Below are 26,426 nucleotides of genomic sequence, written 5' to 3'. Positions count from 1 at the left end.
CGTTCATTCGCCATGCCATCCAGGGGGACACCGTGCGCGTCCGGAGGTCGGATCGCACGTCCCGACGGGCGTTCGCGCCGCCGCCGATCCCGCTCGCACCGGGACCGTCGGCGGGGACAGACCTGCCGTTCGGGTACGGCCGACCCGTGGTTCCGGACGAACGGGGCCGCCATAGCCGGGAGTTCGTCGATCAGGAGTGGGGGTCTCGGGGGAGGCTCGTGCTCGCGGCGCTGCTCCTGGTCGCCGGCGCCGTCGTCGCCACCGTCCTGTTGACCGGTGGTGACGACTCCGCCGACGTGGCGGCGTCACCCGCGCGGTCGACGTCTTCCGGGCCGGGCACCTCGGGGGCGCCCGGCTCGGAGGCGTCCGGTTCGGCTCCGGCGCCGGCGTCGGCTCCGAACACCGCGAGCCCGCTCGCTGGCGAACTCCTGGCCGTTTATCAGCCGCAGCAGGTGACCAGACGCGCCGTCGAGGGCGGGATCCGGGTGACCTGGCAGGCGCCCACGCGCACCGAAGGGATCGCGGGATACCTGGCCATCGCGCAAAGTCCGTCCGGTACCTACCAGAAGACCGCCTTCCCGGCTCGGGACACGATGGACGCCGTGCTCTCGGGGGGTCCCGTGAACGCCGACTCGTGTGTGGTCGTGGTGACCCTGGTCGGCGGAGCAGCCGGGATGAAGGTGGCCCCGGGCGGACCGGTGTGCGCGGCGGGTGGGCCCGGTGCGTCCGGGGCGGCGTCGCCGAAGGCCGCGACGAGGAAACCGGAATCGAAGCCCTGACCGAAATCGAAGCCGAAGTCGATGTCGACGCCGCGTCCGTGACGCCCGGCTCGGTCCCGCCGGACCGTGGTCGAGTCGTCCGTCCGTCCGCGCCGCGCCGCACTTCGCCCGACCGAAGGAGCCCTCGTGACCGACCCTTCCGCGGTGCCCGCGTGGCCCGTCGTCCGCATCGAACTGTCGACGGACGGCAGGGTCCGGGTGGACGGGACCGAGGTTCCGGTGCCGCCGGGTGCCGACCCGCGTGCGACCGCGTTGGAGGCCGCCTCGGCGACGGCGCGCCTTCTGGGTCGTCCGGTGCGAGCCGACGCAATCGAGCCGGACGGCACCCTGTTTCCGCTCATCGTCGCCGAGGATGGTGAGGTGGCGGCGGCGGACGATCCGGTTTCCCCGCCCCAGAAGCGACGCTCGCGGCCGGGCCGACGCAAGCGGGGCTCGGAGGCCGCGGCTGCGCCCGCTCGGGAGGCCGCTGGACCGGGTGGGGCGACGGGGATGTTCGGCGGTCCCGAACCGACGAAGCGGGGTGTCTCGGCCGGGCGGGGCATCGGACTGACGCCCATACCCATGGCGCCGGAGGAACTCGTGCCGCCGACGGGCGGGTTCGCGCTGCCGAAGGTGGAGTCGACACCGGCGGCGAGTGCGCCGACACCGGCAGCGGCGGAGCCCGCTCCGACGGCCGCGCCCGCGCCGATGCCCGCGTCCACTCCGACGGCCGCGTCCACTCCGACGGCCGCGCCCGCTCCGACGGCCGCGCCCGTGCCGATGCCCGCGCCCGCGCCCGCGCCCGAGCCGATGCCCGCGCCCGCTCCGACGGCGGGTCGACAGACCGGGGCGGGGGTCGACTCCGGGTCGGGCGCACCTTCGGCCTCGGTTCCGGGTTCGGTCCCCGATGCGGCTTCGCCCGACGTGCCCGCGCCCGCCTGGGCGCCCGCCCCGGCCCCGACGCCCACCCTCGCAGCGGCTTCCGCGCCCGCAGTCCCCGCCGAGCCCGCCCCCGAGCAGACCTCGTTCGTGCACGCCGTCGCCCCGCCGGCTCCGGAGGTGGTCGACCCCCTTCCCGACGTGCCCTCCTGGCAGCCCCCGGCCCGGCGTACCGCGCCGGCGTCGGTGGACGACGAGCCGCAGGTGTTCTCGTTCGCGGCGGAGCCCTCCGTACCGCCAACGCCGACGCCCGCGCCGGCCCCCGCCTCCCCGCCCGGACCGACCATCGAACAGGCCCGCGCCGTCGCCGAGATAGCTCGGTTGCTCCAAGCCGGCGACAGCGAGCGGGCGATCACGCTGGCCGCCGCCCTCGACGCGGCCGTCGAGGCGGGGACCGACCATCGGGCCGTGCCCGCCGCACGTGAGGTGCACGCGTACGTGGCGCTGATGACGGATCGGCCCGGACTGGCAGTGGAGTTGTACGCCGACGCCGCCCCGGCCTGGCTCGATCTGCCCGAGGAAACCGCCCGGATGGCCCGGAACGCGCACTACTCGTGGTTGCGCGTCGTCGAGCCGGAGTCCGCGTACGACCTCGGCTCGGCCGTACTGCGGGCCTACGAGACCGTGCCCGACGCCCCCGGGCGCGAGGCGGTCCGCGACCGTATGCGCGCACTGCGCTCCCGCCTGTCCGACGGGTAGTCCGAAGTAGCCCCGAATGGGGTCCGACGCGCCCCGGCGCGCGACCCCGAAACCGGGTTGTCCCGATCACGCGGGGGCGATGATCCGGATTGCGTCCACACATCGTCGACTACCGACCGGTAACGGGGTGAAGGGAGGTCGCAACCCCTGCGCTAGGGTGACGCCGTGCCCTCACCGCTCGCCGGCCGTTTCACCCTCGTCGACCCGGTCGGAACCGGAATGTCCGGCTCGGTATGGCGGGCGTTCGACCATCGGTTGGACGGCTACTGTGCCGCCAAGCTGGTGCGTCCGACCGACGCGGGTCTACTGCTGCGCGTGGTGCGCGAACAGGGCTTCCGGCTGGAGCACCGGCACGTCGCGTCGCCTTACACGTGGGTGGCCGACGGTGATGTTCTGATCGCGATGGAGCTGTTCGCGGGCGGATCGCTGGAGTCGCTGATCCGCGACTACGGCGCCCTGCCGGAGTCGTACGCGGCGGCGATTCTCGGCCAACTCCTCGACGCGTTGGATCACGTACACACGGTCGGCCTCCTGCATCGGGACGTCAAACCGGCAAACGTGCTGCTCGATGTGACCGGACACGACATGCCCCGCTGTCTGCTGGGGGACTTCGGTCTGGCGCTGCCCCGCGAGGGACCGAGACTGACCGAGTCCGGGCACGTGGTGGGCACCCCGGGCTACCTGCCGCCGGAGGCATCGCTCGGTGCGGCGCCCGACGTGCGGCGCGACTTGTACGCGCTGGGCGTGCTGGCGTGGCAGCTGCTCACCGGCCACGAGGACCCGGCCGACGAGCCGCCGACCATGCCGACCGGGGGTGGTCCGCTGTGGGACCTGGTGGCCGCGTTGACCGCCGCCGACCCGCACGAGCGGCCCGAGAGCGCCGCGGAGGCGCGGGCCCGGTTGCGCGACATCGAGGGCGGCGCCGGACAACGGAGGCCGGTGGTACCGGCGTTCACCGCCGACGGGGAGCCGATCGAGGTTTTCGACGTGCTCGGTCCGCTGCCCGAGTACGCCCCGGTGGGTCCGGTCCTGCGGGGCATGCCGCGCGACCCGGAGATCCGGATCGACGGTGGCCCCGGAGCCCGGGGGAGCGCCGCGCTGCGATTCGTGCCGCTGCCCGGACCCACGCCGCCACCTGTCTACGGACCCACATCCGGCGTCACATCCGCGCCCGCAACCGCACCCACGCCCGCACCCACGCCCGCACCGACGCCCCCACCCACACCGGCCCCCGCCACGCCGCCCAGCCGCGACCCCGGCCTTCCCGGCACGTCTTCGGGCCCCTTCCCGCCTCTCTCGCCGCAGGCCGGGGATCCACGCCCGTCGACACGTGTCGCGCGGCGGCGCGGGTGGCTGCTCTTGGGCGGGCTGCTCGCCATGGCGGCGACCACGGCGTGGTTGACCGTCGGCAACGACTCGGCCGAGCCGCCCGTCCCGGAGCCGACGCCGCAGATGACGGACGCCGCCGTGACGGAGGCCGTGTCCCCCGGCAACCGATCGGCACCGTCCCCGCGCGGCACCGGCCCCTCGACGCCAGTCGCGGGTGGTGCCCCGTGCGCCTTCTACGAGGTGTCGACCGAGGCGCGCACCACCTCGGGCGCGTGGGTGCGCTGTACCTATGGCGACGACGGGACGTTTCGCTGGACCCCACTCGGGATCCGGTGACCCGAGTCGGAGCCGGGCCCCGACCCCTACCCTGTGCCGAAGGCCACGCGAGGACCCGTCACCGACCCCGAAATTGCAATTGCAAACGGGTCGTTCGAGGGGCATCATGCGACGATGACGAAGGCACCGGGGGACGAGGAAGCCATCGCGCGCAACCGCGCGCGGCAAACCCAGTGGTACGGCGAGCCGTTGCAGGATCGCTTCCGCCGGCTCCTGGGACGCCTGGGCGCGTCGCAGTTGGAACTCGCCGCCGTGCTGGGCCTGTCCGCGCCGATGCTCTCCCAACTGATGTCCGGGCAGCGGGCCAAGATCGGCAACCCGGCCGTGTTGTCCCGACTCCAGGAGATCGAGGCGCTGGTCGCCTCCGCCGACTTCGAGCGCCTGCCCGCCGCCGAGCGGGCCGGTGCGCTGGAGCGGATCAGGTCGCATCAGCCCAGTACTCGCACGGCGTTGCGACTGAACGGGCCGGAGGTGCTGACCGGGCCGGCCGCCGATCCGGTCGTCTCGGTGCAGGCCGTGTTGCGGGCGGCGGCCTCGGCCGCCGAGATCGAGGCCGCGGCCGAACTGCTCGCGGCGGAGCATCCGGGCCTGGCCGAGGTGTTGCGCGTATACGGCAACGGGCGCACCGCCGATGCCCGCGAGCACTTCCGGGCCACGGTGCCGCTGCCGTCGTGGTGACCCGGCGGCCGGCGACGCCGCCGACCGCCGGATCGCGCCCGCCTCATCCCGCGGCGCGCGACACCTTGTCCTCGGCGGCCCCGTGCCGCAGGGTGTACGACGGCAACTGCCCATAGGTTTCGCGGTACATCGAACCGAAGCGCCCGAGGTGGCCGAAGCCCCAGCGCAGGGCGATGTCGGTCACCGTGTCCCGGGACCTGCCCTCGGCCACGTTGATCAGGTCGGCGTGCGCGCCCGCCAGACGCACCCGGCGCAGGTGGCCGACGGGGGTCACGCCCAGGTGCACGCGGAACTTCTCCTGGAGGGTGCGCACGCTCATCCCGGCCGCCGCGGCCACGGCGCCGACCGAGATCGGCTCCCCGGCGTGTTCGGCGCAGTACGCCAACGCCCGGCGCAGCCCGTTCGGTTCGTCGGCCCCCGAGCCGGTCCGAAGCGGACCGGCGCCGTGGGCGGGCGCGCAGGAGAGCAGGCCGTGTACGAGGACCTGCTCGAAGTGCCGGGTCGCCGTGCGCGAACCGACCAGGTACCCGCCGCCGGAGTCGACCATCGTGGCGAAGTCTCGGGCCAGGGAGAGCCACTGCCGCACGCCGAGGTCGCCGGCGTCCAGGTAGGGCCCCAACTCGCGGGAGCCCCAGGGCGAGCGGACCACGCCGTTGCCCATCGCGCGCTGCATCACCTCGCCGGGGATGCGCAGGAGCACCACGGATGTGTCGGGCTCCCAGGACAGGCGCGACGGGCGGTCGGGGCCCAGGACACAGGGGGAGAGCGTGTTCTCCGTGCCGTCGATCAGCACCCGGCCCCAACCGCGGTGGCGGATGGGGATCAGGTAGTCCGGCGAGCTGCCGTCGAGGTACACGTCGGCCCGAGCGCCGTAGGCGAGTTCGTGGATCGTGACGATGCCCTCGTGCAGGGCCCGGAAGGTGGCGTTGATCCGACCGCCGGGCACGCGAAGGCGGTGCGGGCCCAGGCGGGACGCGACCGCCGCATGCACTGCGGCCGGGTCGGTACCGCGGTAGAGCACACGTCGGTGGGGGCCGGCATCGGTCGGCCGGGGGCGCGGTATCGCGGGCGCGGACCCGGGGCCGCCCTGCTTCCGCTCGACCAGGACGGGTCGGAAGTCTGTCGATGCGGACATGATCTCCTGGCTTTTCACGTCGCGGGGACGGTTCACGGGGGATACGGTGCGCCCGTCGTCGCGGCGCGGCGGGCGCACCGACGCGACGGACGGGTCCCGGATCGGCGACCCGGCGGCCGGGTCGTGGGCAGCGGCGCGGCTGCCCGCGGGCGGGAGAATCGGGCGCCGGTGATACGTACCCGTCGGCCCCATTTGCCCGTCCCGCATTGCGTCCGCCGATCGTTTGGGACATTCGAATGTCACGGACCGCGTTCGATTGAACGCCGGTTTGTAGATTGTGTATCGGAGCGGGAATCGACATAAGGTCGAGGACGTTACCTAGGACTGGTAAATTCACCGGTAACTACGTGGGCCGCGTAGGGTCGGCTCAGTCACGGGGGCTCAGAATGTCGAAAATTGAAGACCGAAACCCGCTGCCTACCGCGTTGTTGGCCACCCCGGCCATGATCAGGGCCTGCGCCGACCGCGATCTGGGGGCCATATTCCGGCTCGCCCAGGAAGACCTCGGATTTACTCTGAGCAAATTGGCGCGGCTGTGCGAGATGACGCCGAGTCGCGTCGCCGATTACGTCAAGGGAAGGGCTCAGGTCCGCCAACAGCACGTGGTCGAGCGTGTTTCCCAGGGCCTGCGCATTCCCGGGGAGATGCTGGGTCTGGCCCCGCAGCCGTGGGAGGAGGACGTGCCCGCGCAGGCGCCCGACCCGGTCGCGCCCGGGACCCCGCTCCCCGCGCCGCGCAGCGCCGGCACCGACCGCCGCGAGCCCGGGCAGCGCGGCGTGGCCGACTACTGGGAGCCGGCCCCCCGGGACACCTCCCCGCACGCGCCGCACCCGTTCGGCGACGCGGTCGAACTCTCGCTCGACGTGGACATCGTGGTGGACCGGGACGGGCACGTGCGGCTGACCTACCGCCAGGTGGTGCTCAACCTGACCGGCCGCCCGCTCACCCGGATGGTCCGGGAGTTGTGGTTCGAGCGCACCCGAGGCCGGCTCACCATCACCCCCACCGACGCCTGCGACCGGCAGATCGCGATCCAGCGGCTGTACGACACCACCGGGCTGACCAAGTTCGCCTGCCAGATCTCGCCCCCCGTGCCGCCCGGGGAGACTACCGTCATCGAATACGTTTGCGAGGGAGGGCTGTTCGTGGATGCGACGTACTGGCACCAGGCCATCGCGCGGCCCACGCGGCAGTTCTCCCTGAGCGTGACCCACCACGGTGTCGCCGAGTTCCGCGGGTGCGGCGCGGTCGAGGAACATCCGGACGGCTCGGAGAACTCGATCACCCAGCACACCCGCTGGAGCCTCGACGAGGACCGACTGCACGTGACGCTCTCCAGGCAGGACCTGGTCGCCAACGAATACGTGACGCTGCGTTGGGATGTGGTTCATGACAGTGCGTGACGAGGTCGAGGCGGCGATCCGCGCCTGGCACCGCTTCGAGATCGAGCGGGGCGGTGCCGCGATCATCGACTTCGACTTCTTTCCGCCGGCCGATCCGGTGCCGGCCGCGGGCAGCCGGCTGGAGGTGTACGCGCGGCTGAGCGCGCTCGCGGCGGCGCCGGAGGTGGCCGAGGTGCCCGGCCTGGCCGGCCGGCTGGCCGCCGATCTCGCCTATCTGGGAACGCAGTTGGGCGAACGGCCGGCGCTCGGTCCGTATGTGCGGGCCACCCAGGGATGCGCGGTCGCGGGCTGGTCGGCCGACTACGTCGGCGAACGCGGCCTGCTGGCCCAGCGGCTCCTGGACAAGCTGGGCATCGGCTGGCACGGGGCCACCGATCGGGATCTGCGCGTCCTGGAGGAGCCGGTGGCCCCCGAGGAGGTGTCCGCCGGGATCCGGGCGGACACCGCCGCGTACGAGCCGGCCGTCCGTGCGCTCACCGGCGCGCACGCGGCGTACGAGCTGAGCATCGAATGTGTCGACGTCGACGCCTACTGGGCCTACTGGCTCGACGGCGCCGGGCTGAACGTGCGGCTGCGGCTCAATCCGCGCAACGCCCGCTTCACCCGGGCCGGCACCCGGCAGTTCGCCCTGCACGAGGTGCTCGGCCACGGCCTCCAGGCGGCGAGCTTCGCGGACCGCTGCGGCGGCGAGGACGTGCCGTGGGTGCGGGTGCTGTCCGTACACGGGCCCACCCAGGTGGTCCTGGAGGGCCTGGCCCAGGCGATGCCGCTGCTCGTGGCACCCGACGACGACGTGCTGATCGCCCGTGTACGACTGGACCACTATCTGCAACTGGTGCGCAGCGAACTGCACTTGGCGATCAATCGGGGCGTCGGCGTCGGCGCGTGTGCGGCGCACGCCCGCGCGCGGGTGCCGTTCTGGGACGACCAGCAGATCGCGGACCTGATCGGCGACCGGGGGGCCAACCCGCTCCTGCGCTCCTACCTGTGGGCGTATCCCGCCGGATTCGACTGGTTCGTCCGACTGATCGAGGAGGGCGGCCCGGTGGCCCACGAGGTGGTGCGCGCGGCCTACCGCAGCCCGCTGACCCCCGACGACCTGCACCGCCTCTGGGCCGAGGGGCCGCGCGTCGGCGGCAGCGGAAACCCGCCGCCGCCGCGTCCGCTTGCCCAACCCTGACCCCGCCCACCGGGCCCATGATCGGGCCCGGTCGGCCGCTCAGGAGCCGGCCCGCGCCGCCGTCAGCCGCCGCCGCGCCGCGCGTGCCCCCGGCGAATCCGTGACCCCGCCGACGGCGTACGCGTGCAGCACCAACGCGCCCGCCGCGTCCGCCGCGACCGGGTCGGTTACGCGCAGCCAGCAAAAGTGGGCGTTGGCGGCCATCCGTGCCGGCGCGTCCCCGGCCCCGCCGTCACCGAGTGTGGCCGCCTCGGCGTACAACCGCACCGCCACCTCGGGGTGCCCGGTGGCGAGCGCCACGTATCCGTAGACCTCGCGCGCGGCCAATCGCTCCGCCGGACCGGCCGCCGTCGTGCCCGTGCGGGAGTCCAACTCGGCGGCCAGCGTCAAGGCGCCGGCGTGGTCCCCGGTGCCCATCGCCGACCGGATCAGGTCGAGGAGTCGGCGCTGTTCGGCGCCGGGTGTCGGCACGCCGGCGCCGAAGGTGTGCGGCGCGGGGGCCGGCGGATGTGCGTTCGCGGCCGGTCGCGGCGGGGTCCACGAGGGGGGCGCCACGTCGGTCCCGGCCCCGGTCGGCGCGGACGGTGCCACCGTCGGCGGCGGCGCGACCTCGGTTTCGGTCGGCTCGGCCGCCGAGGAGGATCCGGGTCGACGCAGGCCGAATATGCCGCGACGACGCATGGCCGGGATCGGTGCCCCCGCCTCGGCGATCGAGCGATCCGCGTAGACGTCCAACGGGAAGATCGTGCCGTCCGGCTCCCGGGCGTGTACTCGCACCGGCTGCCCGAGCAGTCGCGCCCGCTCGGCGACCACCGCGAGCGCGGCCCCTCGCGGATCGCCTCCCGGGGCCACGACGACCACCTCGCCGGCCACGCGCACGGAGTGATCGGCCGAGATCTCGACGAGGACGACGGGTTGATCGGCTGCGACGTCAATTGCCACGAAAGGCTCCTCGATATCAGAATCGGCTCTTACGCGACACGACGGTGACGCGCAGTGGAAATCCGGTTACGGCGCCGATCCACGGAGGCGCGATCGAATGCCTTCGGCGCCGTCGACGGCGACCCCGGCCGGAATGAAACGGGGCGGAACCGAGCGGAACAGAATCGGAGCATACATAGGACAGCGTTCGACGAACAGCGACGGGACCTCGAACGGCGCAACAGTTCGACGTCGAACCCTTGGGTTCCGATATTTCCCGGCAGCCGATTCACGGCATCGATGTTTCCGGCGTATTACCATCCGTCGACACCCCCGGACCGCCGCCCGCCGGGGGCGACCCGGCGGCCCGGGTCCGCAATGTCCCGCATTCCATGCGGTTACCTTTCGGTTTACCGAGAACGGGTAACCGTGGCGACCTTTGCGCATCCCCCGCGCGCCGGGATCCTGGCAACCGCCAGGCACGATCTCGCATCGGCGGAGAGACGACGCATGAAACTCACGAACAAGGTCGACGTTCTCGGCGGGCCCAGGGACACGATCGAGTTCCCGTCCCCGGCCCGGACGGCCGCGGCGATCCGGCGGCTCGCGGCGGTGTACCCGCACACCGCCCTGCCGAGCATCCACGAGGAACTGGTCGCCGTCCGGCGACACGCCACCACCCTGCGGGCACCGGGCGACCCCGACGACTCGCGCGTGGACCCGCTGACCAAGGCGCTGGCGCGCGGTGTGTCCGCATGGGCCCTGCACGACCTCGGCGACACGCGCGAGGCACTGGCGATGGCCCAGGCCGGACTGCTCGACGCGGTCGTGGAGGCGCGGGACCCCAGCGCCGAGGTCTGGCTTCGCGGCGTACAGTCGCTGATCGCCTACCGCGCCGGCTGGGTCCACGAGGCACTGCGCTACGCCCGACTGGGCGCCTCCGTACGGGACATGGGGGTGGGTACCGCATCGGTCTGGCTGCACTCCCTGGTCGCCCTCACCCAGGCCACCCTCGGCGACGCCCTCGCCGCCTCGGCGGCACTGCGCGAGGCGGCCGACGCGCGCAAGTTGGGCCGCCGCGACGAACTGGACGAGATCGGCGGCCTGCTCGCCTTCGACCCGGCCGAACAAAGCGCCTACGAGGCACTGACCCGGGTCTTCATCCCCGGCGCCGAACGCCGCGCGATCGAATGCGGCGAGACCGCGCTCGGCATGTACGCCGCGATCACACCCGAACGTTATTCGAGCACCGACGAGATGATCGCCCGGGTGTCCATCGCGCTCGCCTACGCGAACCTGGACGAGATCGACGCGACCACCCAGGCACTGCGCCCCGTGCTGCGCATCGAACCGTCCTGGCGCGTCGACGGACTGCGCTCCCTCGTCATGCTGGTGCACGGGCGTCTTCGCCGGCCCATGCGCGTGCGCGAGACGCGGGTGCGCGAACTCCAGGAGGAAATCGAGACTTTCTGCCAGACGCCGCTGTCCGTGGACACCCACACCTGAGCCGGATGAATTCCCGGGAACCTCGCCGGCGCCACCGCGCGAGCACGTCGCGCACGCCGACGGGCGGACCCGAAGCCGGAGTTCGCGCCGCGACGCCACGGTCAGGAGGCCACCCGCCCCTTCAGCCGCATCGCCGCCAGGACCCGCTCCTGCGCCAACGCGCGGGCGGCCTCGTGCGACGTGACCCCACGACGCGCGCTCTCCTCGTACACCCGCACCGCGTTCTCCCGCAACTTCGTGGACACGCTCGCCCGGATCACCTCCGCGTCGGGCCGGAACGCGGAATACCGCGCGTCCATCGCGAACCCGGCGGCCACCACGCCACCCGCGTTCGCGATGAAGTCGGGTACCACCACGACCCCGCGCTCCGCGAGGACGCGCTGCGCGGCCGGCGAGGTGGGCAGATTGGCACCCTCCACCACCAAGCGGGCGGTGATGCGATCGGCCACCTTCTCGTCGATCACGTCCTGCAGCGCCGCCGGGACCAACACCTCCGCCGGCACCACCAGTTCGGACCCCAACGCCTGCACCACCCCGCCGGCGTACTCCTTGACCGCGAGATCGCCGAACTCCGCGTGCAGACGCGACAGGCGCTCGACGTCCAGACCGGCCGGGTCGTACAACGCCCCGTGCACAGAGGAGACCGCGACCACCGTCGCGCCCAGCTCGGCGAACCGGCGCACCGCCGCGGAACCGACCGCGCCCAGCCCCTGGATCGCCACCCGCGCCCCGGCCAGGGGCAGGCCGATGCGCGCGGCCAGCGCGTCGGCCACCTCCGCGACCCCGTACCCGGTCACCCCGAGTCGGTCGTACGGCACCCCGCCCAGCACGGAATCGGTGCCCACCGCGGCCCCGCGGTCGCCCAGTTCGTCCTGGATGATCGCGGCGTCGTCCTCGGTCAACCCCATGTCCAGGCCGAACACGTACTCGGCGGGCACCTCGTTCGACAACGCCCGGGCAAACGCCCGCAGTACTGCCTCCTTGTCCCGACCGGTGGGATCGCCGACGATCCCGGCCTTGGCGCCCCCGTAGAAGAGGTCGACCGCGGCCCACTTCCACGTCATCACCCGGGCCAACCGGGCCACTTCGCCGGTGGTCACCGTCGGGGACATCCGGGTACCGCCCTTGCCCATCCCACGGGCGGTGTTGTCGATGACCAACACGCCCTTCATACCCGTTCGGGTGTGCGACACGGAGACGACCTTCTCCGGCCCCCACTGATCCATCAGCGACAGGACATCCGACATGGCGAAGCACTCCTCGAGGCCCAACGATCGATTCGGTCGACGTGCTCCAACAGCGTCGTGGCCGACACCACGGGTGCCAAGATCCGCCAGACCGCGACCTCTTTCGAGCCAGGGCAAGGAACTCTGATGCTCAACCCCCGTTCGAGCCAGGCCAAGGACATGTGATGCTCAACCCCCTGCATCTGCGCACGCTCGTCGAGGTGGTGGTCACCGGATCGTTCGCCCGCGCCGCACGCCGCACCGGATACACGGCCTCCGCCGTGTCCCAACAGATCGCCGCACTGGAACGGGCGGTGGGCACGCCGCTGTTCGAGCGCGAGGCGCACGGGATCCGACCGACCGGGATGGCCTTCACGATCGCCGAACGGGCCCGCGAGTCGATCGCCGTGCTGGACAGCCTGGAGCGCGATATCCGCGACGTGGTCCAGGGCCGCAGCGGGCGCCTGCGCCTGGGCACCTTCCCGACCGCCGGGGAACGCCTGGTCCCGTCAGCGGTGGCGGAGTTGACCCGTTCGCATCCCGGCGCGGAGATCCTGCTCGACGAGGCCGAGCCCGACGACCTGCTGCCGCAGGTGCAAAAGGGCGACCTGGACCTGACCCTGGTCTTCGCCTACGACCTGGTGCCGCGGGTGTGGCCCGTCGAACTCACGGTGTTCCCGCTGATCGAGGAGACGCTGGTCCTACTGGTACCGACCGGGCATCACGCGCTGCGGCGCGCCGACGGGATCGACCTCGCGGACCTGGCCGAAGAGCGCTGGGTGGCCAGCAGGCCGGGAACCGCGGGTGCCACCAGCCTGTTCCGGATCTGCGCGGCGCACATGTTCGCCCCCAAGGTGGCCTTCCGGAGCAATGACTACGACGTGGTCCAGGGTCTGGTCGCGGCCGGCGCGGGGGTGGCCATCGTGCCCGGTCTGGCCTACCAGCCCCGGGAGGGCATGGTCGCCATACCGCTGGCGCAGACCCCGTCGCACCGCCGGGTGTTCGCGCTGTATCGCACCGCCAACCACAATCCGCTCCTGAAGGCCGCCCTGGACGCGTTCGTGCTCGCCGGGCGATGCCTGCAGGGCCGTTTCGTGCGCGCCGACGAGTCGATCCGGTCGACGCCCGAAGAGGAAGCGGCCCCGGTAGCCGACCTCGAGAAGGCGGTTTGATCGGTTCGACCGACGTCTGACGCGTGACCCGGACCGGTTTCTTTTCCGGTGTAGGGTCGGGTTTCCGATATTCGAGACGGCGGTCCGGCGGTGGCCGTGATCGCCGATTCGAAATGTCGCGGGAAATTGGGAAGGGCGCGACGCTCGGGGAGCGGACGTGCGGTGGGAGCGGAACTCCGGCACGTGCTTCAAGGGGACTACGGGAGGGGTACCGCCTCCAAATCGGGAGAAAATCGGACCGATCGGTCCGCCGGTGCCACCCGACGCGATCACGCGTGAGCGTCGCTCCACCGTGGGCGCCGACTGCCGCGAGCCGGACGGCCCGCGGTCGGCGGCCGGAAGAGAGGGGCGGTGCCGTATTACCGATCCATTCGCCCGCCACAGTGAAGCAAAGCGCGGATCCCGACGTCAAGGACGGGTGGCGAATATCCATTCTGCGCGACCGGGGTATACCGGCGGCATTCCGATTTCGGCGTGGAAATACGCGCCCTTGGACGCGGATGGCCCTATGGTGTCCCCGATGCGCGCGCCGACTCGCACTGTCGGGCGCGCAGGGAGGTCTCGCTCGAGACCGGACGGCGCGTGCTCGGCGCGCGTCGAGGATCCAGGGGGGAGCCGCACATGATCGACCCGGCTTCGGTGCCGGCCATACCGGTGACCGTGATCGAGATGACCGACCGGGGCGAGACGGCGGTGGACGGCGTTCTCGTGCCCGCGCCACCGGAGTTCGCCCGCGCGGAGGCGATTCGCTGGGTCTCGGTCAAGGCGTTGAGCCTGGGTCGGCCGGTCCGCGCCGTGGCGGTGGAGGCGGACGGCACCCGATGGCCGCTGATCGTCGATGTGGACGGCGAGGTGACGGCCGTGGACGCACACCCGACTCCGGACGCCCGGCCCGGTCCGCCGGGGGCCCCCGTCGAGGAAGCTCCCGCTCGGCCGGCCGGCCGGCAACCCGCCGCGGCGCCGGTGCGGTTCGAGACGGTCGAGGTCCCGCGTGCGAGAGGTGTCGAGCCCGTCCAGGCGCCCGTGCCCGCACCCCCGGCGGTGTCCGCGGCAGCGCCGCCCGTGGCCGAATCCGCCCCCGAACCCGCCGCCGCCGAGCACCGACACGACCTGCTCGTACGGATCCGCGCCGCGGTGGAGGCCGGGGACTGGACCGAGGCGCGCGCCCGCGCCGAGCAACTCATCGCGGACGACCCCCACCCTCCGCGCGGCGCCCGGGAAGTGCGCGCATATGTCGCGGCCCTGAGCGGCGAGCCCGAACTGGCCGCCCGGATCTACGCGGAGCTGGTGCTGGAGCCGGAGGCGGACACCGAATCGGAAGCGGTGCTCCGGCGGCTCGCGGGCAACGCGTACACCAGCTGGCGGCGCGTGGCACGGCTGCGGGCCGGCCTCGACGTCGGCCCCTCGGTGCTGCGGGCCCAGGTACGAGTTCACGGAGCCGACGACCCGGCGACGGAGGTCGCTCGGCGTTGGTTGGAAGAGCTGCGTCTGTTGGACTGACGGCCCGAGTCGCCCGGATTCGATACCCGGGGCCCGGCCGGTGCCGTGCCGGGCGGACGGTCCGTGGGGCATACTCCCGCTGGGGCGGTGTCCGACGGCATCGACCGGGGGCGAGCGCGGGCACTTTCAACCCCGCATCGGCGAACACCGCCGCCGGCCCGGTCACATGGGTGCGCGTCGCCTCATCGGTACGAGCCCGGAAGGCCCGCACCCGGTCCGGGCAGGCCTGGACGATCCCGCCCGGGCACCGGTCGCGACGGCGCGAGGCGGGCACGACCCGTCGCCCGGCGGCGCAGTCCCTGTCAGCAGCGGTCCTCGGGCCGACGACTCATCGAGGTGGGACGATCTGATGGTCCAGCGTCCGGACGGTGCCGGGAACGGCGTCACGAGCACATACGACCGCGGCGACCTCGAGCCGCGCGAGCCGGAACCGGCGGGTCGCACGCCGAGCGCGCTGATCCCTCCGGACGACCTGTGGTGGCCCGCTCCCGCCCCTGCCCCGCACAACCCCGAGTCGGCGACCGGCGACGGGTTGCTGCCGCCGGACGAGGACTGGTGGCCCGCGGCGGACGCGGCGAACCGCGAGGCGGCTGCGGCGACGCCGGCCGGCGCACGGTCCGCCGGAGGGTGGACACCCCCGCACCGGGCGTCGGTTCCCCTGTGGTGGCCCAAGAGCGCGCTTTCGCATGAAGCACCACCGAGCGCGCCGTCCCCGGAGGCAGCCCCGGTCGGGAATGGACTCGCCGCCTCGTCCCCGACCGCCCCACCGGCCGAACCCGAACCCGGGGGCACCGAAGTGCGGTTCGCCAAGCCTTCGGTCGGCGAGCCCCCGGCCGCCGAGGTCGCGACCCCCGAACCGCCCGCCACCATCCCCACCACGTCGACCGCCGGCACCCCCACGACCTCCCCCGCGTCGTCCGCTGCCGGGAGCGACCCGGCCGATCCGCCGCCCTACGTCTCGCCGTACGCCGGTTACGAGGACCTGGACGAGGACCCGCCGCCGCGACAGGCCGCCCTCCCCCCGACGTCGGTGGACTCGGACGACCCACCGCCCCCCTACGTCTCGCCCTACGCCGGCCTCGACGACGACGAGCCGACCTACGACATCCCGTCGCCCACCGGCGCGAACCCGGTCGCCGACCAGGAGCCGGCGACCGGCTCGGACGGTGCGGCGACGGCCGGCTACTTCCCGCGCGCGCACGACTGGGAATGGGCCGAGGAGAAGTCGGACCGCCGGAAGTTCAAGCCGATGCTCCTGGTGGCGGCGGGAGCGGCCGGGTTGTTGGTGGTGGTCGTGGGCGTGGTGCTGCTGGCCGGCGGCGAGGACAAGAAACCGAGCGCCGGGCCGGCCCTGCCCAGCACCGTGAAGCCGGCCCCTTCCGCGGCCAAGGGGCCCGCCGGCCCAGCGCATCCGTCCGCCTCGGCGAGCGGATGGGTCACCCAGACCGCGCGTCCGGTCGACCAGGCCCAACTCGCGGCCCGCCAGGCCCGTTCCGTCGCGGTGAGCGGCTTCGACAAGACGTTCAAGCTCTCCTGGGAGGCGCCGGTCGACGCGCGGAACGTGAGCGGCTACGTGGCCGTGGCGCAGACTCCGGCGGGCAGTCTCATCGAGCGTGTCCTGGTCGGCGCCGACGAACACGTCGCGGTGTTCGCGCAGGCCCCGAGCACGTCGTGCTTCGTGGTGACCACCTTGATCGGGGAGGCCGACGGGGTGCGGGTGGCCCGGGGCGAACCGGTGTGCCCCGCGGGCAACAAACCCACGACTCAACCCAGGAGTTGATCGATCCGGACGGTCGTGGCCGAGGACGCGCGGCGCGGCGCGCAGGCCATCCCATTGGCGCGTAGAGCCTCACGCGATCTGGATAGTGGGTGGTGAGGGGGCCGGCTACTGTCGGCGTGCGCCTTGCATCACTCGGCCCCGACAGTCCTACGGAGCACCATCTCGTGACAGACCCCACTCTCGGCCGGTTGCCACCGACGACACCGATGTGTGGAGGTCGGTCCGTCGCGCGAGGGCACGCGCGAGAGGGCTCGCCGGTGGGCCGCGATGCCGAACGCCGAACGTTTGGAGACATGCATCGTGCCGTGGGACCTGCTGCCGATGGACGATCCGCCGCCACCGACCTACATCGTGCCGTCGGACGTCAAGAAGCCGTTGCCTCCGGATCCCGGCACGGGCGTGCCCTTCGCGGGACCGTTGCAGACGATCGTCGACTACGGCTTCTACATGGTCCTCGTCGTCTGCGTGGTGGGATTCCTGCTGTCCGCGGCCAAGTTGGCGATGACGTATCGCGACGGCGACGCGGAGGGGACCCTGTTCGGCGCGGGTTGGGTCATGGTTGCCTGTGCCCTGGCCGGGAGTTCGGCGTCGATCGCGAAGGCGATCGTGTGACCCGGCGTCCTCGGGATCGGTGTTTGGCCGTCCTCGTCACGCCTCGCCGACCGTTGTAACGCCGGGGGACCCGTGTCACGTCGGACGGAAGAGCCAAAGGAAAACCCATGGTTGCCCCGCGCCGCGGTCGTGGTCGAGGCGGCACCCGCGGTGGAGGCGCCCACCTATGTCAGCCTCGGACCGCAGGCTCCTCAAGGCGGCATCGCGCCGCCCGGAGCGGGCGGACTGCCCACCTGGTCGCCACCGGAGTCGGCCCGACCCCCCTGGTGGTGGGTGGGCTGCCATGGCGGAGCGGGTGAGAGCACGCTCGCGCTGGCGGCTTCGCAGGGCGCCGCGGCGGAGGGCAGGGGGTGGCCGATACCCCCGCCGGGGGGACATGCCGGGGTGGTCCTGGTGGCCAGGACCCATGCGGGTGGCCTGCACGCCGCGCAGACCGCGGGGAGGCAGTGGGCGTCCGGTGCGTTGCAAGGGATAGACCTGCTCGGACTGGTCGCCGTGGCGGACGCACCCGGTCCACTGCCCAAGAGCCTCCAGCAGTGGCTGAAGTTGATCGCCGGAGGGGTGCCGCGCCTGTGGCGCGTCTCATGGAACGAGGCGTGGCGGCTCGGTGAGTGGCCCGATGCGCGCAACTCGGGCAAGGACGTACGGAAGTTGGCATCCGAACTGGCCGACCTCACCAACTACCGAAACAGCGGGGAGTAACAATGGCTTTGATCGCAGCGACCCTCACGGGGTTCAAGGACGGGAAATCGGACACCATCGAGGACCCGAAGCCGACCGCGCCCGCCGGACTGGGCGACGGCATCAACACCCTGCTCAGCTACGGCGCGTGGATCGTCACCGTGGTGTGTGTGATCGCGGTCCTCGCCTGCGCGGCGCGGATGGCCATGTCGCACAAGAGCGGCGGCAGTGGTGAGCACATCATGAGCCTCGGCTGGATCATGGTCGCCGCCATCCTGGTCGGCAGCTCCGCGACGCTCGCCCAGTTGTTGCTGGTGAAGAAGTAGGCCGAGGGGTCCCCGGGGAACGACAGTGGCCTTTCTACGGCGGGACAAGTCCGGCGACCGGATGGGGGACGACGGAAATCCGTTCACGCAACGGGGATTCATCGCCGCCGCGGCGGGATTCGGCTTCCTGTGCGTCGTCGCGCTCGGAGTGGTCGTCTTCGAACCCGACGGGCCGCCCTCGTCGGGGCGCGCCGCCGAGGGAGCCACGACATCGGGGCCGAGCGTTTCGTCGACCACGAGTGCCGGCGGACCGGCGGCACCGGGCGGAGCGGGTCCGGCCGACGCGGTACGTCGGTGTCCCGCCCTGTCCGACCAGGACCAGAGCATTCCCACCACGCGGCAACCCGACGGCGTGGTGTGGGAGCCCTACCACGGCGTCGGACTACCGGTGTCGCGGGCGGCTGGCCCGGCCCTCGCCGACTCCGGCACGGTGCGCTGCTACGCGCACACCCCCGTCGGCGCGCTGATCGCGGCGGCCCAGGCGAGCGAACGGTACGAGACGACGGAATCCCCGACGCTGGCCGCGGGCACGATGTTGGCCGCGGGCCCCGGGCGGGAGAGTTTCCTGGCCCGAGCCCGGTCCGCGGCGACCTCGCGCGCCGTGGCGGAGAGTCCGGCGAACGAGGACAAGCCGCAGTTCGTCGGCTTCCGAGTGGAGGGCTACTCCGCCCAGGCGGCCACGGTCACCCTGGTCCGCATGCGCGAGCGCGCGGCCACGTTCGACGCCACCACCTGGACGGTGGTGTGGGACGACGGCTGGCGTCTGCAACTGCCCCCGGACGGCAGCCGCCCATCGGCTCGATCCGTGCCGTCACGCGCCGGCTATGTCGCGTGGACGCCCTGACGATCCCCGGATCGGCATCGGGCACCTTCCGACCGCGCTCGTACGAGCGGCACCGGTCGAGGCATCGAGGAGACGAACGTGAGCGCACCCGAGATCCGCACCTACGGCAACTGGCGCAAGCCGACCTCGCCGGGCGTCATGGGCCTGGGACTGGCCGGGACGCTGATCCTGCTCGGCGGCATGATCATGATCATCATCGGCATGATGATCTCGCTGGTCGTCGCGATGTTCCTGGCTGTGCTGCTCGTGGTCGTGCTCGCCCCCCTGCTGTATCGAGACCGACAAGGACGTACGGGTTTGCAGTGGCTGGTGGCCCGAGGAGCATGGTCTCGGGGAAAGATGAAGGGGCAACACCTCTACCGATCCGGCCCGCTCGGCCGGGTCCCGTTGGGCACCTGCACGCTGCCGGGGCTCGCCGCCGCGTCCCGCCTGTACGAGGCCCGCGACGCCTACCAGCGCCCGTTCGCACTGTTGACCGTGCCCTCGACCAACGACCACACCGTGGTGATCGAATGCGACGCCGACGGCGGCTCGTTGGTCGACACCGAACAGGTGGACACCTGGGTCGCCTACTGGGGCCAGTGGCTGGCCGCGCTGGGCAACGAACCCGGGATCGTGGCCGCCTCGGTCACCGTGGAGACCGCCCTCGACACCGGAGAACGCCTGCGTCGCGAGGTCTTCGACCACCTGCGCCCCGACTCGCCCGAACTCTCCCGCCACGTGCTCAACGAGGTGGTGGAGTTGTACCCGGTGGGTTCGGCCCGGGTCTCCTCCCGCGTCGCGCTGACCTTCTCCGGAGCTCCCCGGCCCGGGGTACCCAAGCGCACCCCGGAGGAGATGGCCACCGAACTGGGCACCCGCCTGCCCGGGTTGTGCGCCACCTTGCAGATGACCGGGGCCGGACAGGCGCACCCGATGAGCGGCGGCGACCTCGCCGAGGCCGTCCGGGTCGCGTACGACCCCAGCGTCGCGGGCCTGATCGACCAGGCTCGTTCCGAAGGCGGCGCTGGCATCACCTGGAGCGATGCCGGGCCCAGCGCCACCCAGGAGGCGTGGGACCACTACCGCCACGACGGCGCGCTGTCGGTGACCTGGGCGATGTCCGACGCTCCGCGCGGCGAGGTGTTCTCCAACGTGCTGGCCCGACTGCTCGGCCCGCACCCCGACATCGACCGCAAGCGGGTCACCCTTTTGTACCGTCCGCACGACTCCTCCACTGCCGCCGGCATCGTCGAGCGCGACGTCAAGGACGCGATGTTCAAGGCCAAGCAGGCCAAGGTCGGCAACGCCCGCGACTCGATCGCGGTGCGCGCCGCCCAGCAGAGCGCCCAGGAGGAGGCCACCGGCGCCGGACTGGTGAAGTTCGGCATGCTCGTCACCGCGACGGTGAACGATGCCGACGGTCTGGAACTGGCCGCGTCGGCGATGGACAACCTGTCCGCGTCCGCGCGAATCGCCATCCGCCGGGTCTACGGCTCGCAAGCCTCGGCGTTCGCCGCGGCGTTGCCGCTGGGCCTGGTGTTGCCGAAGCACCTCAAGGTGCCGCAGACCATCCGGGACGCGATGTGAGTGCCGACCCGGCACCGACCGCGAATGCGCCGGGCGCTCGCGCACGCGCCAGGGAGAACGGGGCGAGATGACCACGTACCACCCCACGGGGGTCGTCCCCGAGGACGACGAGACGACCAAGGCCGGTCACCGGCGTGGCAAGCGGCAGAAGTCGCTGCCGCACGGGCAGGCGCAGCCGACCGCGCCGAAGAAGGAGAAGAAGCCCCGCGTAGTGCGTCCGCGCACCGCGGGCTGGCGCGGTTGGACCGGTTACGGCGCGGGCTCGGTCGGATATGTGGAGGCGGCGCCCGAGTGGCGCGGCACCACCGTCCAGGTCTGCGGCCTGTGGCCGTTCGCGGCCGGATCCGGGACACCGGCGGTCGGTGTCCCGCTGGGTCGTTCGCTCACCGGCGGCGGCACCCTGTGCTGCGACCCGATCAGCTGGTTCCAACGCGCCAAACTCATCCTCAACCCCAGCGAGTTCGTGCTCGGCAAGCCCGGCCTGGGCAAGTCGACCATCGTCCGCCGCCAGGCCCTGGGACTGGCCGGATACGGCGTCAACCCGGTGGTGTTCGGCGACCTCAAGCCCGACTACGCCGACCTGATCCGGGCCCTCGGCGGCCAGGTCATCACGCTCGGCCGAGGTCGCGGCTTTCTGAACGTGCTCGACCCGGGCGAGTCCAGGGCCGCCGCGGCGCGTCTGCCCGAGGCCGCGCGGCGTTCGCTGCTCGCCGACGCTCACGGCCGGCGGCTGAACGCGGTCGCGTCGCTGATCACCGTGCTGCGCGGGAATCCGCCCGCCGACCGCGAGGAGACCATCCTCAACATGGCGCTGAAACTGCTCGACGACCGTTTCGACGGTGTACCGGTGCTCGGCGACCTGCTCTCGGTCATCCAGGAGGCGCCCGAGGCCCTGCGCGCGGTCGCCCTCGACCGCGGTGACCTGTCCCGCTATCGCGAGATCACCGAAAACCTCGAATCCTCGCTGATCGGCCTGCTCGGCGACGGCCGGCTCGGTGAGATGTTCTCCCAGCCGACCTCCGAACCGATGCGCCGGGACAGCCCCGTCTGCTTCGACGTCAGTGCCATCGACGACGGCGAGAGCTCCCTCCAGGCCGCGGCGCTGCTGGCCTGCTGGAGCTACGGCTTCGGCGCGATCTCCGTCGCCCAGGCACTGGCCGACGCGGGATTGGAACCGCGACGCAACTACTTCGTCATTCTCGACGAACTCTGGCGTGTGCTGCGCGCCGGTCGCGGTCTGGTCGACCGGGTGGACGCGCTGACCCGACTCAACCGTCAACGCGGCGTGGGCATGGCGATGATCACCCACACCATGTCCGACCTCCTCGCACTGCCGACGGAGGAGGACCGGATGAAGGCCAAGGGCTTCGTCGAGCGAGCGGGCATGGTGATCACCGGCGGTCTGCCCGCGGCGGAGATGCCGCAACTCAACTCGGTCGTACCGATGACCAGCGCCGAGCAACGCATGATCGAGGACTGGTCCACACCGCCGTCCTGGGACTCCACCCGCGGCGAGGAGGCACCGCCGCCCGGGCTCGGGAACTTCATGGTCAAGGTCGGCGGCCGGCCCGGAATTCCGGTCCACGTCGATCTCACCCCGGCCGAACTCGACGTGAACAACACGAACAGGCGGTGGGGCAATGTGTAATTTCGCGCCGGTCAACCCGTACGGCCCCAACATCGCCGACAAACTCAAGGACAACCAATACGACTCCGGGGAACTGGTCCGGGGTGACTTCGCCTGGACCGACACGTACGCGATCGGCAAGATCGGTTGCCACGAGTTCCATCCCGACGAAAGCTTCAACTGGCACAGCGCCTGCACCCTCAAGGACAGCGAGTGGGAGTGGGCGGTCAAGAAGTGGGCCAGCGACAAGACCAACAACCCCTACAGTTTCCTCGGTCAGCCGATCGAGTGGGCCCGTTTCGAACTGAGCCAACTCGCCACGGAGGTCTTGAGTTGGTGGCTCAAGGTCGACGCCCCCTTCACCGGCGGCAAGGACCGCAACGCCTCCGGCATCACGGATATGCTGCGCAGTCACACGATCTTCATCACGACGATCGTCGCGGTGCTGTCGTTGTTGTGGGTGGCCGGGAAGATGGCGTTGTCGCGCAACCCGATGGCCGTGGGAGCGATGGCCAAGGCGATGTTCACGCTGGTCGTGGTCACCACGTCGAGCATCGCGTTCTTCGGTCTACTGCTCAAGGCGGGGCATACCTTCACGCAATGGTTCATGATCAGAGGCTTGTCCGGTAAGGGCGACACCGCGATCAATCAGACCGAAGTCTGCAACGCCGTACAGAAGTACCTCGAAGTGGCGCCGATGGGCAGCACGGAACACCCGATCAACTTCGTGCTGTTCCTGATATCGGCGGTCCTGCTCATCGTCACCGGCGTCATGCTCTATCTGTACATGCTGGCGAGACTCATCGGCATGACCCTACTCCTGGGAGTCATGCCGATATTCGCGGCCGGGTCGGGAACGCAAACCGGCAAGGCGGCGCTGCTGAAGTGCTTCAGCTTCGCGGTCGGCTTCGCGCTGCTCGAACCCACGGCCGCGTTCGTGATCGTCCCGGTGTTTCGCATGTGGGCGGATCCCGCCGACGGAAGTACGGCCGAGGGCCTGGCCAGCGTGATCCTCCTGGGCGCGGGCACCCTTTCGTTGCCGGCGACGATGCGCATGGTCAATCCTTTGGTCGGACTCGTGGCCGAGGACGGCAAGGGAGCCCACGGCGCGGTGATGGGAACCCTGGCGGCGGGCGCCAAGGGTGTGGCCGCACTCGGCGCGGTCGCCGCCACGGGCGGCACGGGCGCGGCCGCCGCGATGGCCAAGGGAGCCCGCAACCGACGCGGGAATCGGCCGCCGCCGCCCAACCGCCGGCCCGGACCGTCCAATACCGGCCCGTCGAACAACGGCCCGTCGAGTCCGTCGCGAGACCGCTCGACGCCAAACCCGCCGAGCCCGGCACCCGTGTCCCTGGTCAAGCGGCCCCCGGTGCCCGCACCGCCGATGCCGCCCTCTCTCCCGACGCCGCCCCCGGTGCCGAAATCCGCGGCGATCAACACGGCCGCGAAGTTCGTGGCGCAGGCCGCGCTCCCCAGCGTCACCGGGCTGCCTCCCGGCACCGGCAAGCTCGCCTTCGCCGCCTCCAATACCGGCCTGGGTCTGGCCGCCCAACACCAGTTGAACAAGAGCGGTGGAGGCGACGAGAACCCGTTCCGGATCGAACCCAAGTACCGCGAGCCGCGACACCCGCAGCAGCAGATTCGAGTCCTCACCCCCGGCGGTCCCGCCGGCGGCGCCCCGGCACCGCAACGCTGGTGAACGCCGCGCGCACCCGGGTTCGCGACCGTCGTGCCCGAGACAGGAGGTAGCACATGAGCGCCACGCAGAAGCGCAGAGGACCCAACGTCGAACTCGAGGCGCTGGTCTTCCTGTTTGGCCTGATTGCCCTGGTGGCGGTGCACGTGATGGCCTGGTTCGCCGCCTCCTGGGGCGGCGGGCCGACCGAGCAGCCGGGCGGCAACCCCCTTGTGCTCGGGGTACGCCTGGCCACCAGTGACTATCGGTGGCCGGGTGCTGCGGCAACCGTGTACCTGAGTCTGCAACTGCTCGCCGTGCTCGTCCTGATCGGCATCGGATGGTCGGTGTGGAACAAGACCAGGGGCCGCAGCGAGCGCATCGACCGAGCCATTCGCTACCTCGCCTCGCCGCGCGAACTGCGGCCCTCCACCACGCCCGAAGTCCGGCGTACGGCGGGGAAGTTCGGCCTCGACAAGGACACCACCCCCGGGGTATTCATCGGCAGGACCGTACGCGGCGGCAATGAGCTGTGGGGCTCGTGGGAGGACATGCACGTCGATATCTGGGGCCCGCGTACGGGTAAGACGGCGACCAGGGCGATTCCCAACATCGTCGCCGCGCCCGGGGCCGTGGTGGTCACCTCCAACAAGCGCGACGTGGTCGATGCCACCCGCGCCATCCGTGAGGACATGGGCACCGTCTACATCTTCGACCCGCAGAACCAGGCGGGTGGCAAACCGGTGTTCTGGTGGAACCCGCTCACCTACGTCGGCGACAGCATCGTGAAAGCGGTCAAGCTCGCCGCCCGCTTCGTCTCCGTCAACCGGCAGGAACACGCGCGCAGCGACGCCTACTTCGAGCCCGCCGCGCAGGACCTGTTCGCCAACATGCTGCTCGCCGCCTCGATCGACAAGCGCCCGATCACCGACGTCTACGTCTGGCTGACCCGTCCGACCGACGACACCCCGGTGCGCATCCTGCGCGAGCGGGGCCACCGGATGCCCGCCGAGGCCGTGGAGTCGGTGATCGGACAGCCCGATCGCCAGCGTGCGGGCGTGTACGGCACGGCCATCCAGATGGCGTCCTTCCTGATCGCTGAGAACATCAACGAATGGGTGACGCCGGGCAGCGATCCCAGCCGGCCCGAGTTCGACTACATGGCCTTCGTGCGATCCCCGTCGGACACCCTGTACCTGCTGTCCGAGGAAACCAACAAGATCGCCGCCCCACTGGTGATGGCGCTGACCACGATCCTGGCCGAGGAGGCGGAGAACTACTCCCGCGACTCGCCCAACGGACGTCTGCCCATCCCGGCCCTGTTCGTGCTCGACGAGGCCGCGAACGTGTGCCCGTGGAAGGCCCTTCCCGACAAGTACACCCACTTCGGCTCGCGCGGCGTCATCGTGATGGTCATCCTCCAGTCCTGGGCCCAGGGCGTCTCGGTCTGGGGCGAGAACGGTATGTCCAAGCTGTGGGGTTCGGCGAACATCCGGGTCTACGGCGGCGGTGTCTCCGACGTCTCCTTCCTGGACAACCTCGCCAAGTCCGCCGGAGTGTTCGAGCCGCGGACCACCTCCACCAGCCACAAGTTCGGCGATCACCGCGGTATCAGCCGGGCCAGCCGCGCCGAGGCGGTGCTGGACGCGGCCGACCTGATGTCCATGCCGCGCGGCAGGGCCTTCGTCCAGATCAGCGGCTCGCGGCCGACCCTGGTGCGCACGGTTCCGTGGTGGGAGACCGAATACGCCGACCGGATCCGAGAGTCGCTCGCCACCTACGACCCGTCCCAGGTGATGGTGGCGGCCAAGGTGAACATGGCGAAGGCCGTGGGATGAGCGGCGAGCTTCCGGACGACGACGTCTGGGGACAGGGCGACGCTCCCCGGCGGCTGCGCGAGAGCGTCGCCCCGGCGGACGCCGCCGCCCGGTCGGCGCCGGCCCCGGGCGTGCCGCGCGACCCGACGCCCGAGCCGGACCCCGACTTCGACGAGGAGCCGGAACCGGAGTTCGTCTTCGAATCGGTCGACGCCTTCGTCGTCGAATACCTCGCCAAGGTGATCGAACGGCGGCTCAACCGTTCCTCGCTGATGTGGTGTTCGGGCTGGTGGCGACACCCCGAGGCGGTCATCCGGCTCACCGCGATCTGGCGCGCCTTCGAATACCTGCGTCACGACGCGGCGTTGGGGATGTCCAACTGGTGGCTCCAGCACGCCGATCCGCACCTGCGCGTGCTGATGGACCCGGAGATGGGCCCGTTCGTCGCCTGCGACCCGCGTGAGGGTCACACCGAGCGCCCCCTCGCCGAACTGCCCCTCGAGCCCTCGCCGCCCGAGATGTGGGACGACCCGGCGTTCCGAGTGGCGCCCCGCGACCCCGACGCGACCTGGTACGACGAGGTCGCCCCCGACGCCGACGAGGACATCGAGGCCGACGCCGAGACACCCCCGGAACAACCGAAGATCCGCAAGGAGCAGTACGACCTCCAAAAGGGCAAACTCAACCGGGTCGGCGGGCCGTGAGCCGCCGCG

Annotated in this window: 22 protein-coding genes; 19 read left to right on the top strand and 3 right to left on the bottom strand. The window is 71.7% G+C overall.

Annotated features, from left to right (window positions below; genetic code table 11):
- Nucleotides 1-146: 146 nt before the first annotated feature.
- The 4 genes from ACMXN5_RS35535 to ACMXN5_RS35520 all read left to right on the top strand — a co-directional run bounded on the left by ACMXN5_RS35535 (nucleotide 147) and on the right by ACMXN5_RS35520 (nucleotide 4,739).
- A complete protein-coding gene (locus ACMXN5_RS35535; RefSeq protein WP_439679014.1) occupies nucleotides 147-779 on the top strand; it encodes a hypothetical protein in 633 nt (210 codons plus the stop codon).
- A gap of 126 nt (nucleotides 780-905) precedes the next feature.
- Nucleotides 906-2,396 (top strand): hypothetical protein, encoded by a 1,491-nt coding sequence (locus ACMXN5_RS35530; RefSeq protein ID WP_439679013.1) that lies wholly within the window; start codon nucleotides 906-908, stop codon nucleotides 2,394-2,396.
- Between the two features lie 165 nt (nucleotides 2,397-2,561).
- Complete coding sequence (locus ACMXN5_RS35525; RefSeq protein WP_439679012.1) at nucleotides 2,562-4,061, top strand: serine/threonine-protein kinase; 1,500 nt, start codon at nucleotides 2,562-2,564, stop codon at nucleotides 4,059-4,061.
- Between the two features lie 114 nt (nucleotides 4,062-4,175).
- Nucleotides 4,176-4,739, top strand: a complete 564-nt coding sequence (locus tag ACMXN5_RS35520) for a helix-turn-helix domain-containing protein (RefSeq protein WP_439679011.1) — start codon at nucleotides 4,176-4,178, stop codon at nucleotides 4,737-4,739.
- Nucleotides 4,740-4,782: 43 nt separating this feature from the next.
- Here the strand turns inward: ACMXN5_RS35520 and ACMXN5_RS35515 are convergent, their stop codons facing one another.
- Nucleotides 4,783-5,874 carry an AraC family transcriptional regulator gene (locus tag ACMXN5_RS35515; RefSeq protein WP_439679010.1) on the bottom strand — a complete coding sequence of 364 codons (1,092 nt, stop codon included), beginning with the start codon at nucleotides 5,872-5,874 and terminating at the stop codon, nucleotides 4,783-4,785.
- Between the two features lie 386 nt (nucleotides 5,875-6,260).
- Between ACMXN5_RS35515 and ACMXN5_RS35510 the strand changes: the two genes are divergently transcribed.
- On the top strand, nucleotides 6,261-7,277 hold the full coding sequence (locus tag ACMXN5_RS35510) for a helix-turn-helix domain-containing protein (RefSeq protein ID WP_439679009.1): 1,017 nt from the start codon (nucleotides 6,261-6,263) through the stop codon (nucleotides 7,275-7,277).
- Nucleotides 7,264-8,457: a hypothetical protein gene (locus ACMXN5_RS35505; protein ID WP_439679008.1), complete on the top strand. Its 1,194-nt coding sequence runs from the start codon at nucleotides 7,264-7,266 to the stop codon at nucleotides 8,455-8,457. Before ACMXN5_RS35510 ends, ACMXN5_RS35505 begins: the two co-directional genes overlap by 14 nt.
- A gap of 39 nt (nucleotides 8,458-8,496) precedes the next feature.
- On the opposite strand, the gene ACMXN5_RS35500 is transcribed toward ACMXN5_RS35505, so the two are convergent.
- Entirely contained in the window at nucleotides 8,497-9,399 is a 903-nt protein-coding gene (locus ACMXN5_RS35500; protein WP_439679007.1) for a hypothetical protein, read from the bottom strand.
- A 489-nt stretch (nucleotides 9,400-9,888) separates the two neighbouring features.
- Here ACMXN5_RS35500 and ACMXN5_RS35495 point away from each other — a divergent pair, with 489 nt between their 5' ends.
- The gene (locus tag ACMXN5_RS35495; RefSeq protein WP_439679006.1) at nucleotides 9,889-10,884 is read left to right on the top strand and encodes a hypothetical protein; all 996 of its coding nucleotides are present in this window, start codon (nucleotides 9,889-9,891) and stop codon (nucleotides 10,882-10,884) included.
- Between the two features lie 101 nt (nucleotides 10,885-10,985).
- Here ACMXN5_RS35495 and ACMXN5_RS35490 read toward each other — a convergent pair whose 3' ends face one another.
- A complete protein-coding gene (locus ACMXN5_RS35490) occupies nucleotides 10,986-12,131 on the bottom strand; it encodes a Glu/Leu/Phe/Val dehydrogenase (RefSeq protein ID WP_395794503.1) in 1,146 nt (381 codons plus the stop codon).
- A gap of 164 nt (nucleotides 12,132-12,295) precedes the next feature.
- Between ACMXN5_RS35490 and ACMXN5_RS35485 the strand changes: the two genes are divergently transcribed.
- The 12 genes from ACMXN5_RS35485 to ACMXN5_RS35430 all read left to right on the top strand — a co-directional run bounded on the left by ACMXN5_RS35485 (nucleotide 12,296) and on the right by ACMXN5_RS35430 (nucleotide 26,417).
- Nucleotides 12,296-13,282 carry a LysR family transcriptional regulator gene (locus ACMXN5_RS35485; RefSeq protein WP_439679005.1) on the top strand — a complete coding sequence of 329 codons (987 nt, stop codon included), beginning with the start codon at nucleotides 12,296-12,298 and terminating at the stop codon, nucleotides 13,280-13,282.
- Between the two features lie 621 nt (nucleotides 13,283-13,903).
- Nucleotides 13,904-14,782, top strand: a complete 879-nt coding sequence (locus ACMXN5_RS35480) for a tetratricopeptide repeat protein (RefSeq protein ID WP_439679004.1) — start codon at nucleotides 13,904-13,906, stop codon at nucleotides 14,780-14,782.
- Between the two features lie 349 nt (nucleotides 14,783-15,131).
- Nucleotides 15,132-16,562, top strand: coding sequence for a hypothetical protein (locus ACMXN5_RS35475; protein WP_439679003.1), 1,431 nt, complete (start codon nucleotides 15,132-15,134; stop codon nucleotides 16,560-16,562).
- Nucleotides 16,563-16,829: 267 nt separating this feature from the next.
- Entirely contained in the window at nucleotides 16,830-17,174 is a 345-nt protein-coding gene (locus tag ACMXN5_RS35470; RefSeq protein WP_395794511.1) for a hypothetical protein, read from the top strand.
- 111 nt (nucleotides 17,175-17,285) lie between these two features.
- Complete coding sequence (locus ACMXN5_RS35465) at nucleotides 17,286-17,876, top strand: DUF6668 family protein (protein ID WP_439679002.1); 591 nt, start codon at nucleotides 17,286-17,288, stop codon at nucleotides 17,874-17,876.
- A 2-nt stretch (nucleotides 17,877-17,878) separates the two neighbouring features.
- A complete protein-coding gene (locus ACMXN5_RS35460) occupies nucleotides 17,879-18,181 on the top strand; it encodes a hypothetical protein (RefSeq protein ID WP_439679001.1) in 303 nt (100 codons plus the stop codon).
- A 25-nt stretch (nucleotides 18,182-18,206) separates the two neighbouring features.
- Nucleotides 18,207-19,025: a hypothetical protein gene (locus ACMXN5_RS35455; protein WP_439679000.1), complete on the top strand. Its 819-nt coding sequence runs from the start codon at nucleotides 18,207-18,209 to the stop codon at nucleotides 19,023-19,025.
- A gap of 78 nt (nucleotides 19,026-19,103) precedes the next feature.
- Nucleotides 19,104-20,594 carry an SCO6880 family protein gene (locus ACMXN5_RS35450; protein ID WP_395794519.1) on the top strand — a complete coding sequence of 497 codons (1,491 nt, stop codon included), beginning with the start codon at nucleotides 19,104-19,106 and terminating at the stop codon, nucleotides 20,592-20,594.
- 67 nt (nucleotides 20,595-20,661) lie between these two features.
- Nucleotides 20,662-22,242, top strand: a complete 1,581-nt coding sequence (locus ACMXN5_RS35445) for an ATP/GTP-binding protein (protein ID WP_439678999.1) — start codon at nucleotides 20,662-20,664, stop codon at nucleotides 22,240-22,242.
- Nucleotides 22,235-23,920, top strand: a complete 1,686-nt coding sequence (locus tag ACMXN5_RS35440) for a hypothetical protein (RefSeq protein ID WP_439678998.1) — start codon at nucleotides 22,235-22,237, stop codon at nucleotides 23,918-23,920. Before ACMXN5_RS35445 ends, ACMXN5_RS35440 begins: the two co-directional genes overlap by 8 nt.
- Before the next feature lie 53 nt (nucleotides 23,921-23,973).
- Complete coding sequence (locus tag ACMXN5_RS35435) at nucleotides 23,974-25,734, top strand: type IV secretory system conjugative DNA transfer family protein (RefSeq protein ID WP_439678997.1); 1,761 nt, start codon at nucleotides 23,974-23,976, stop codon at nucleotides 25,732-25,734.
- Nucleotides 25,731-26,417 (top strand): DUF4913 domain-containing protein, encoded by a 687-nt coding sequence (locus ACMXN5_RS35430; RefSeq protein WP_439678996.1) that lies wholly within the window; start codon nucleotides 25,731-25,733, stop codon nucleotides 26,415-26,417. The genes ACMXN5_RS35435 and ACMXN5_RS35430 overlap by 4 nt, the downstream gene beginning before the upstream one ends.
- Nucleotides 26,418-26,426 lie beyond the last annotated feature (9 nt).

This window comes from Embleya australiensis, assembly GCF_051903075.1.
Taxonomy (GTDB): domain Bacteria; phylum Actinomycetota; class Actinomycetes; order Streptomycetales; family Streptomycetaceae; genus Embleya.
Note: the sequence above shows the minus strand (reverse complement) of the source record. Positions and strands in the feature narration are given on the sequence as shown.

Coding starts and splice junctions, on each gene's coding strand:
- ACMXN5_RS35520 (WP_439679011.1), top strand. CDS start 4,176: ATGACGAAGGCACCGGGGGACGAGGAAGCCATCGCGCGCAACCGCGCG.
- ACMXN5_RS35515 (WP_439679010.1), bottom strand. CDS start 5,874: ATGTCCGCATCGACAGACTTCCGACCCGTCCTGGTCGAGCGGAAGCAG.
- ACMXN5_RS35510 (WP_439679009.1), top strand. CDS start 6,261: ATGTCGAAAATTGAAGACCGAAACCCGCTGCCTACCGCGTTGTTGGCC.
- ACMXN5_RS35505 (WP_439679008.1), top strand. CDS start 7,264: ATGACAGTGCGTGACGAGGTCGAGGCGGCGATCCGCGCCTGGCACCGC.
- ACMXN5_RS35495 (WP_439679006.1), top strand. CDS start 9,889: ATGAAACTCACGAACAAGGTCGACGTTCTCGGCGGGCCCAGGGACACG.
- ACMXN5_RS35490 (WP_395794503.1), bottom strand. CDS start 12,131: ATGTCGGATGTCCTGTCGCTGATGGATCAGTGGGGGCCGGAGAAGGTC.
- ACMXN5_RS35485 (WP_439679005.1), top strand. CDS start 12,296: ATGCTCAACCCCCTGCATCTGCGCACGCTCGTCGAGGTGGTGGTCACC.
- ACMXN5_RS35480 (WP_439679004.1), top strand. CDS start 13,904: ATGATCGACCCGGCTTCGGTGCCGGCCATACCGGTGACCGTGATCGAG.
- ACMXN5_RS35475 (WP_439679003.1), top strand. CDS start 15,132: ATGGTCCAGCGTCCGGACGGTGCCGGGAACGGCGTCACGAGCACATAC.
- ACMXN5_RS35470 (WP_395794511.1), top strand. CDS start 16,830: ATGCCGAACGCCGAACGTTTGGAGACATGCATCGTGCCGTGGGACCTG.
- ACMXN5_RS35460 (WP_439679001.1), top strand. CDS start 17,879: ATGGCTTTGATCGCAGCGACCCTCACGGGGTTCAAGGACGGGAAATCG.
- ACMXN5_RS35445 (WP_439678999.1), top strand. CDS start 20,662: ATGACCACGTACCACCCCACGGGGGTCGTCCCCGAGGACGACGAGACG.
- ACMXN5_RS35440 (WP_439678998.1), top strand. CDS start 22,235: ATGTGTAATTTCGCGCCGGTCAACCCGTACGGCCCCAACATCGCCGAC.
- ACMXN5_RS35435 (WP_439678997.1), top strand. CDS start 23,974: ATGAGCGCCACGCAGAAGCGCAGAGGACCCAACGTCGAACTCGAGGCG.
- ACMXN5_RS35430 (WP_439678996.1), top strand. CDS start 25,731: ATGAGCGGCGAGCTTCCGGACGACGACGTCTGGGGACAGGGCGACGCT.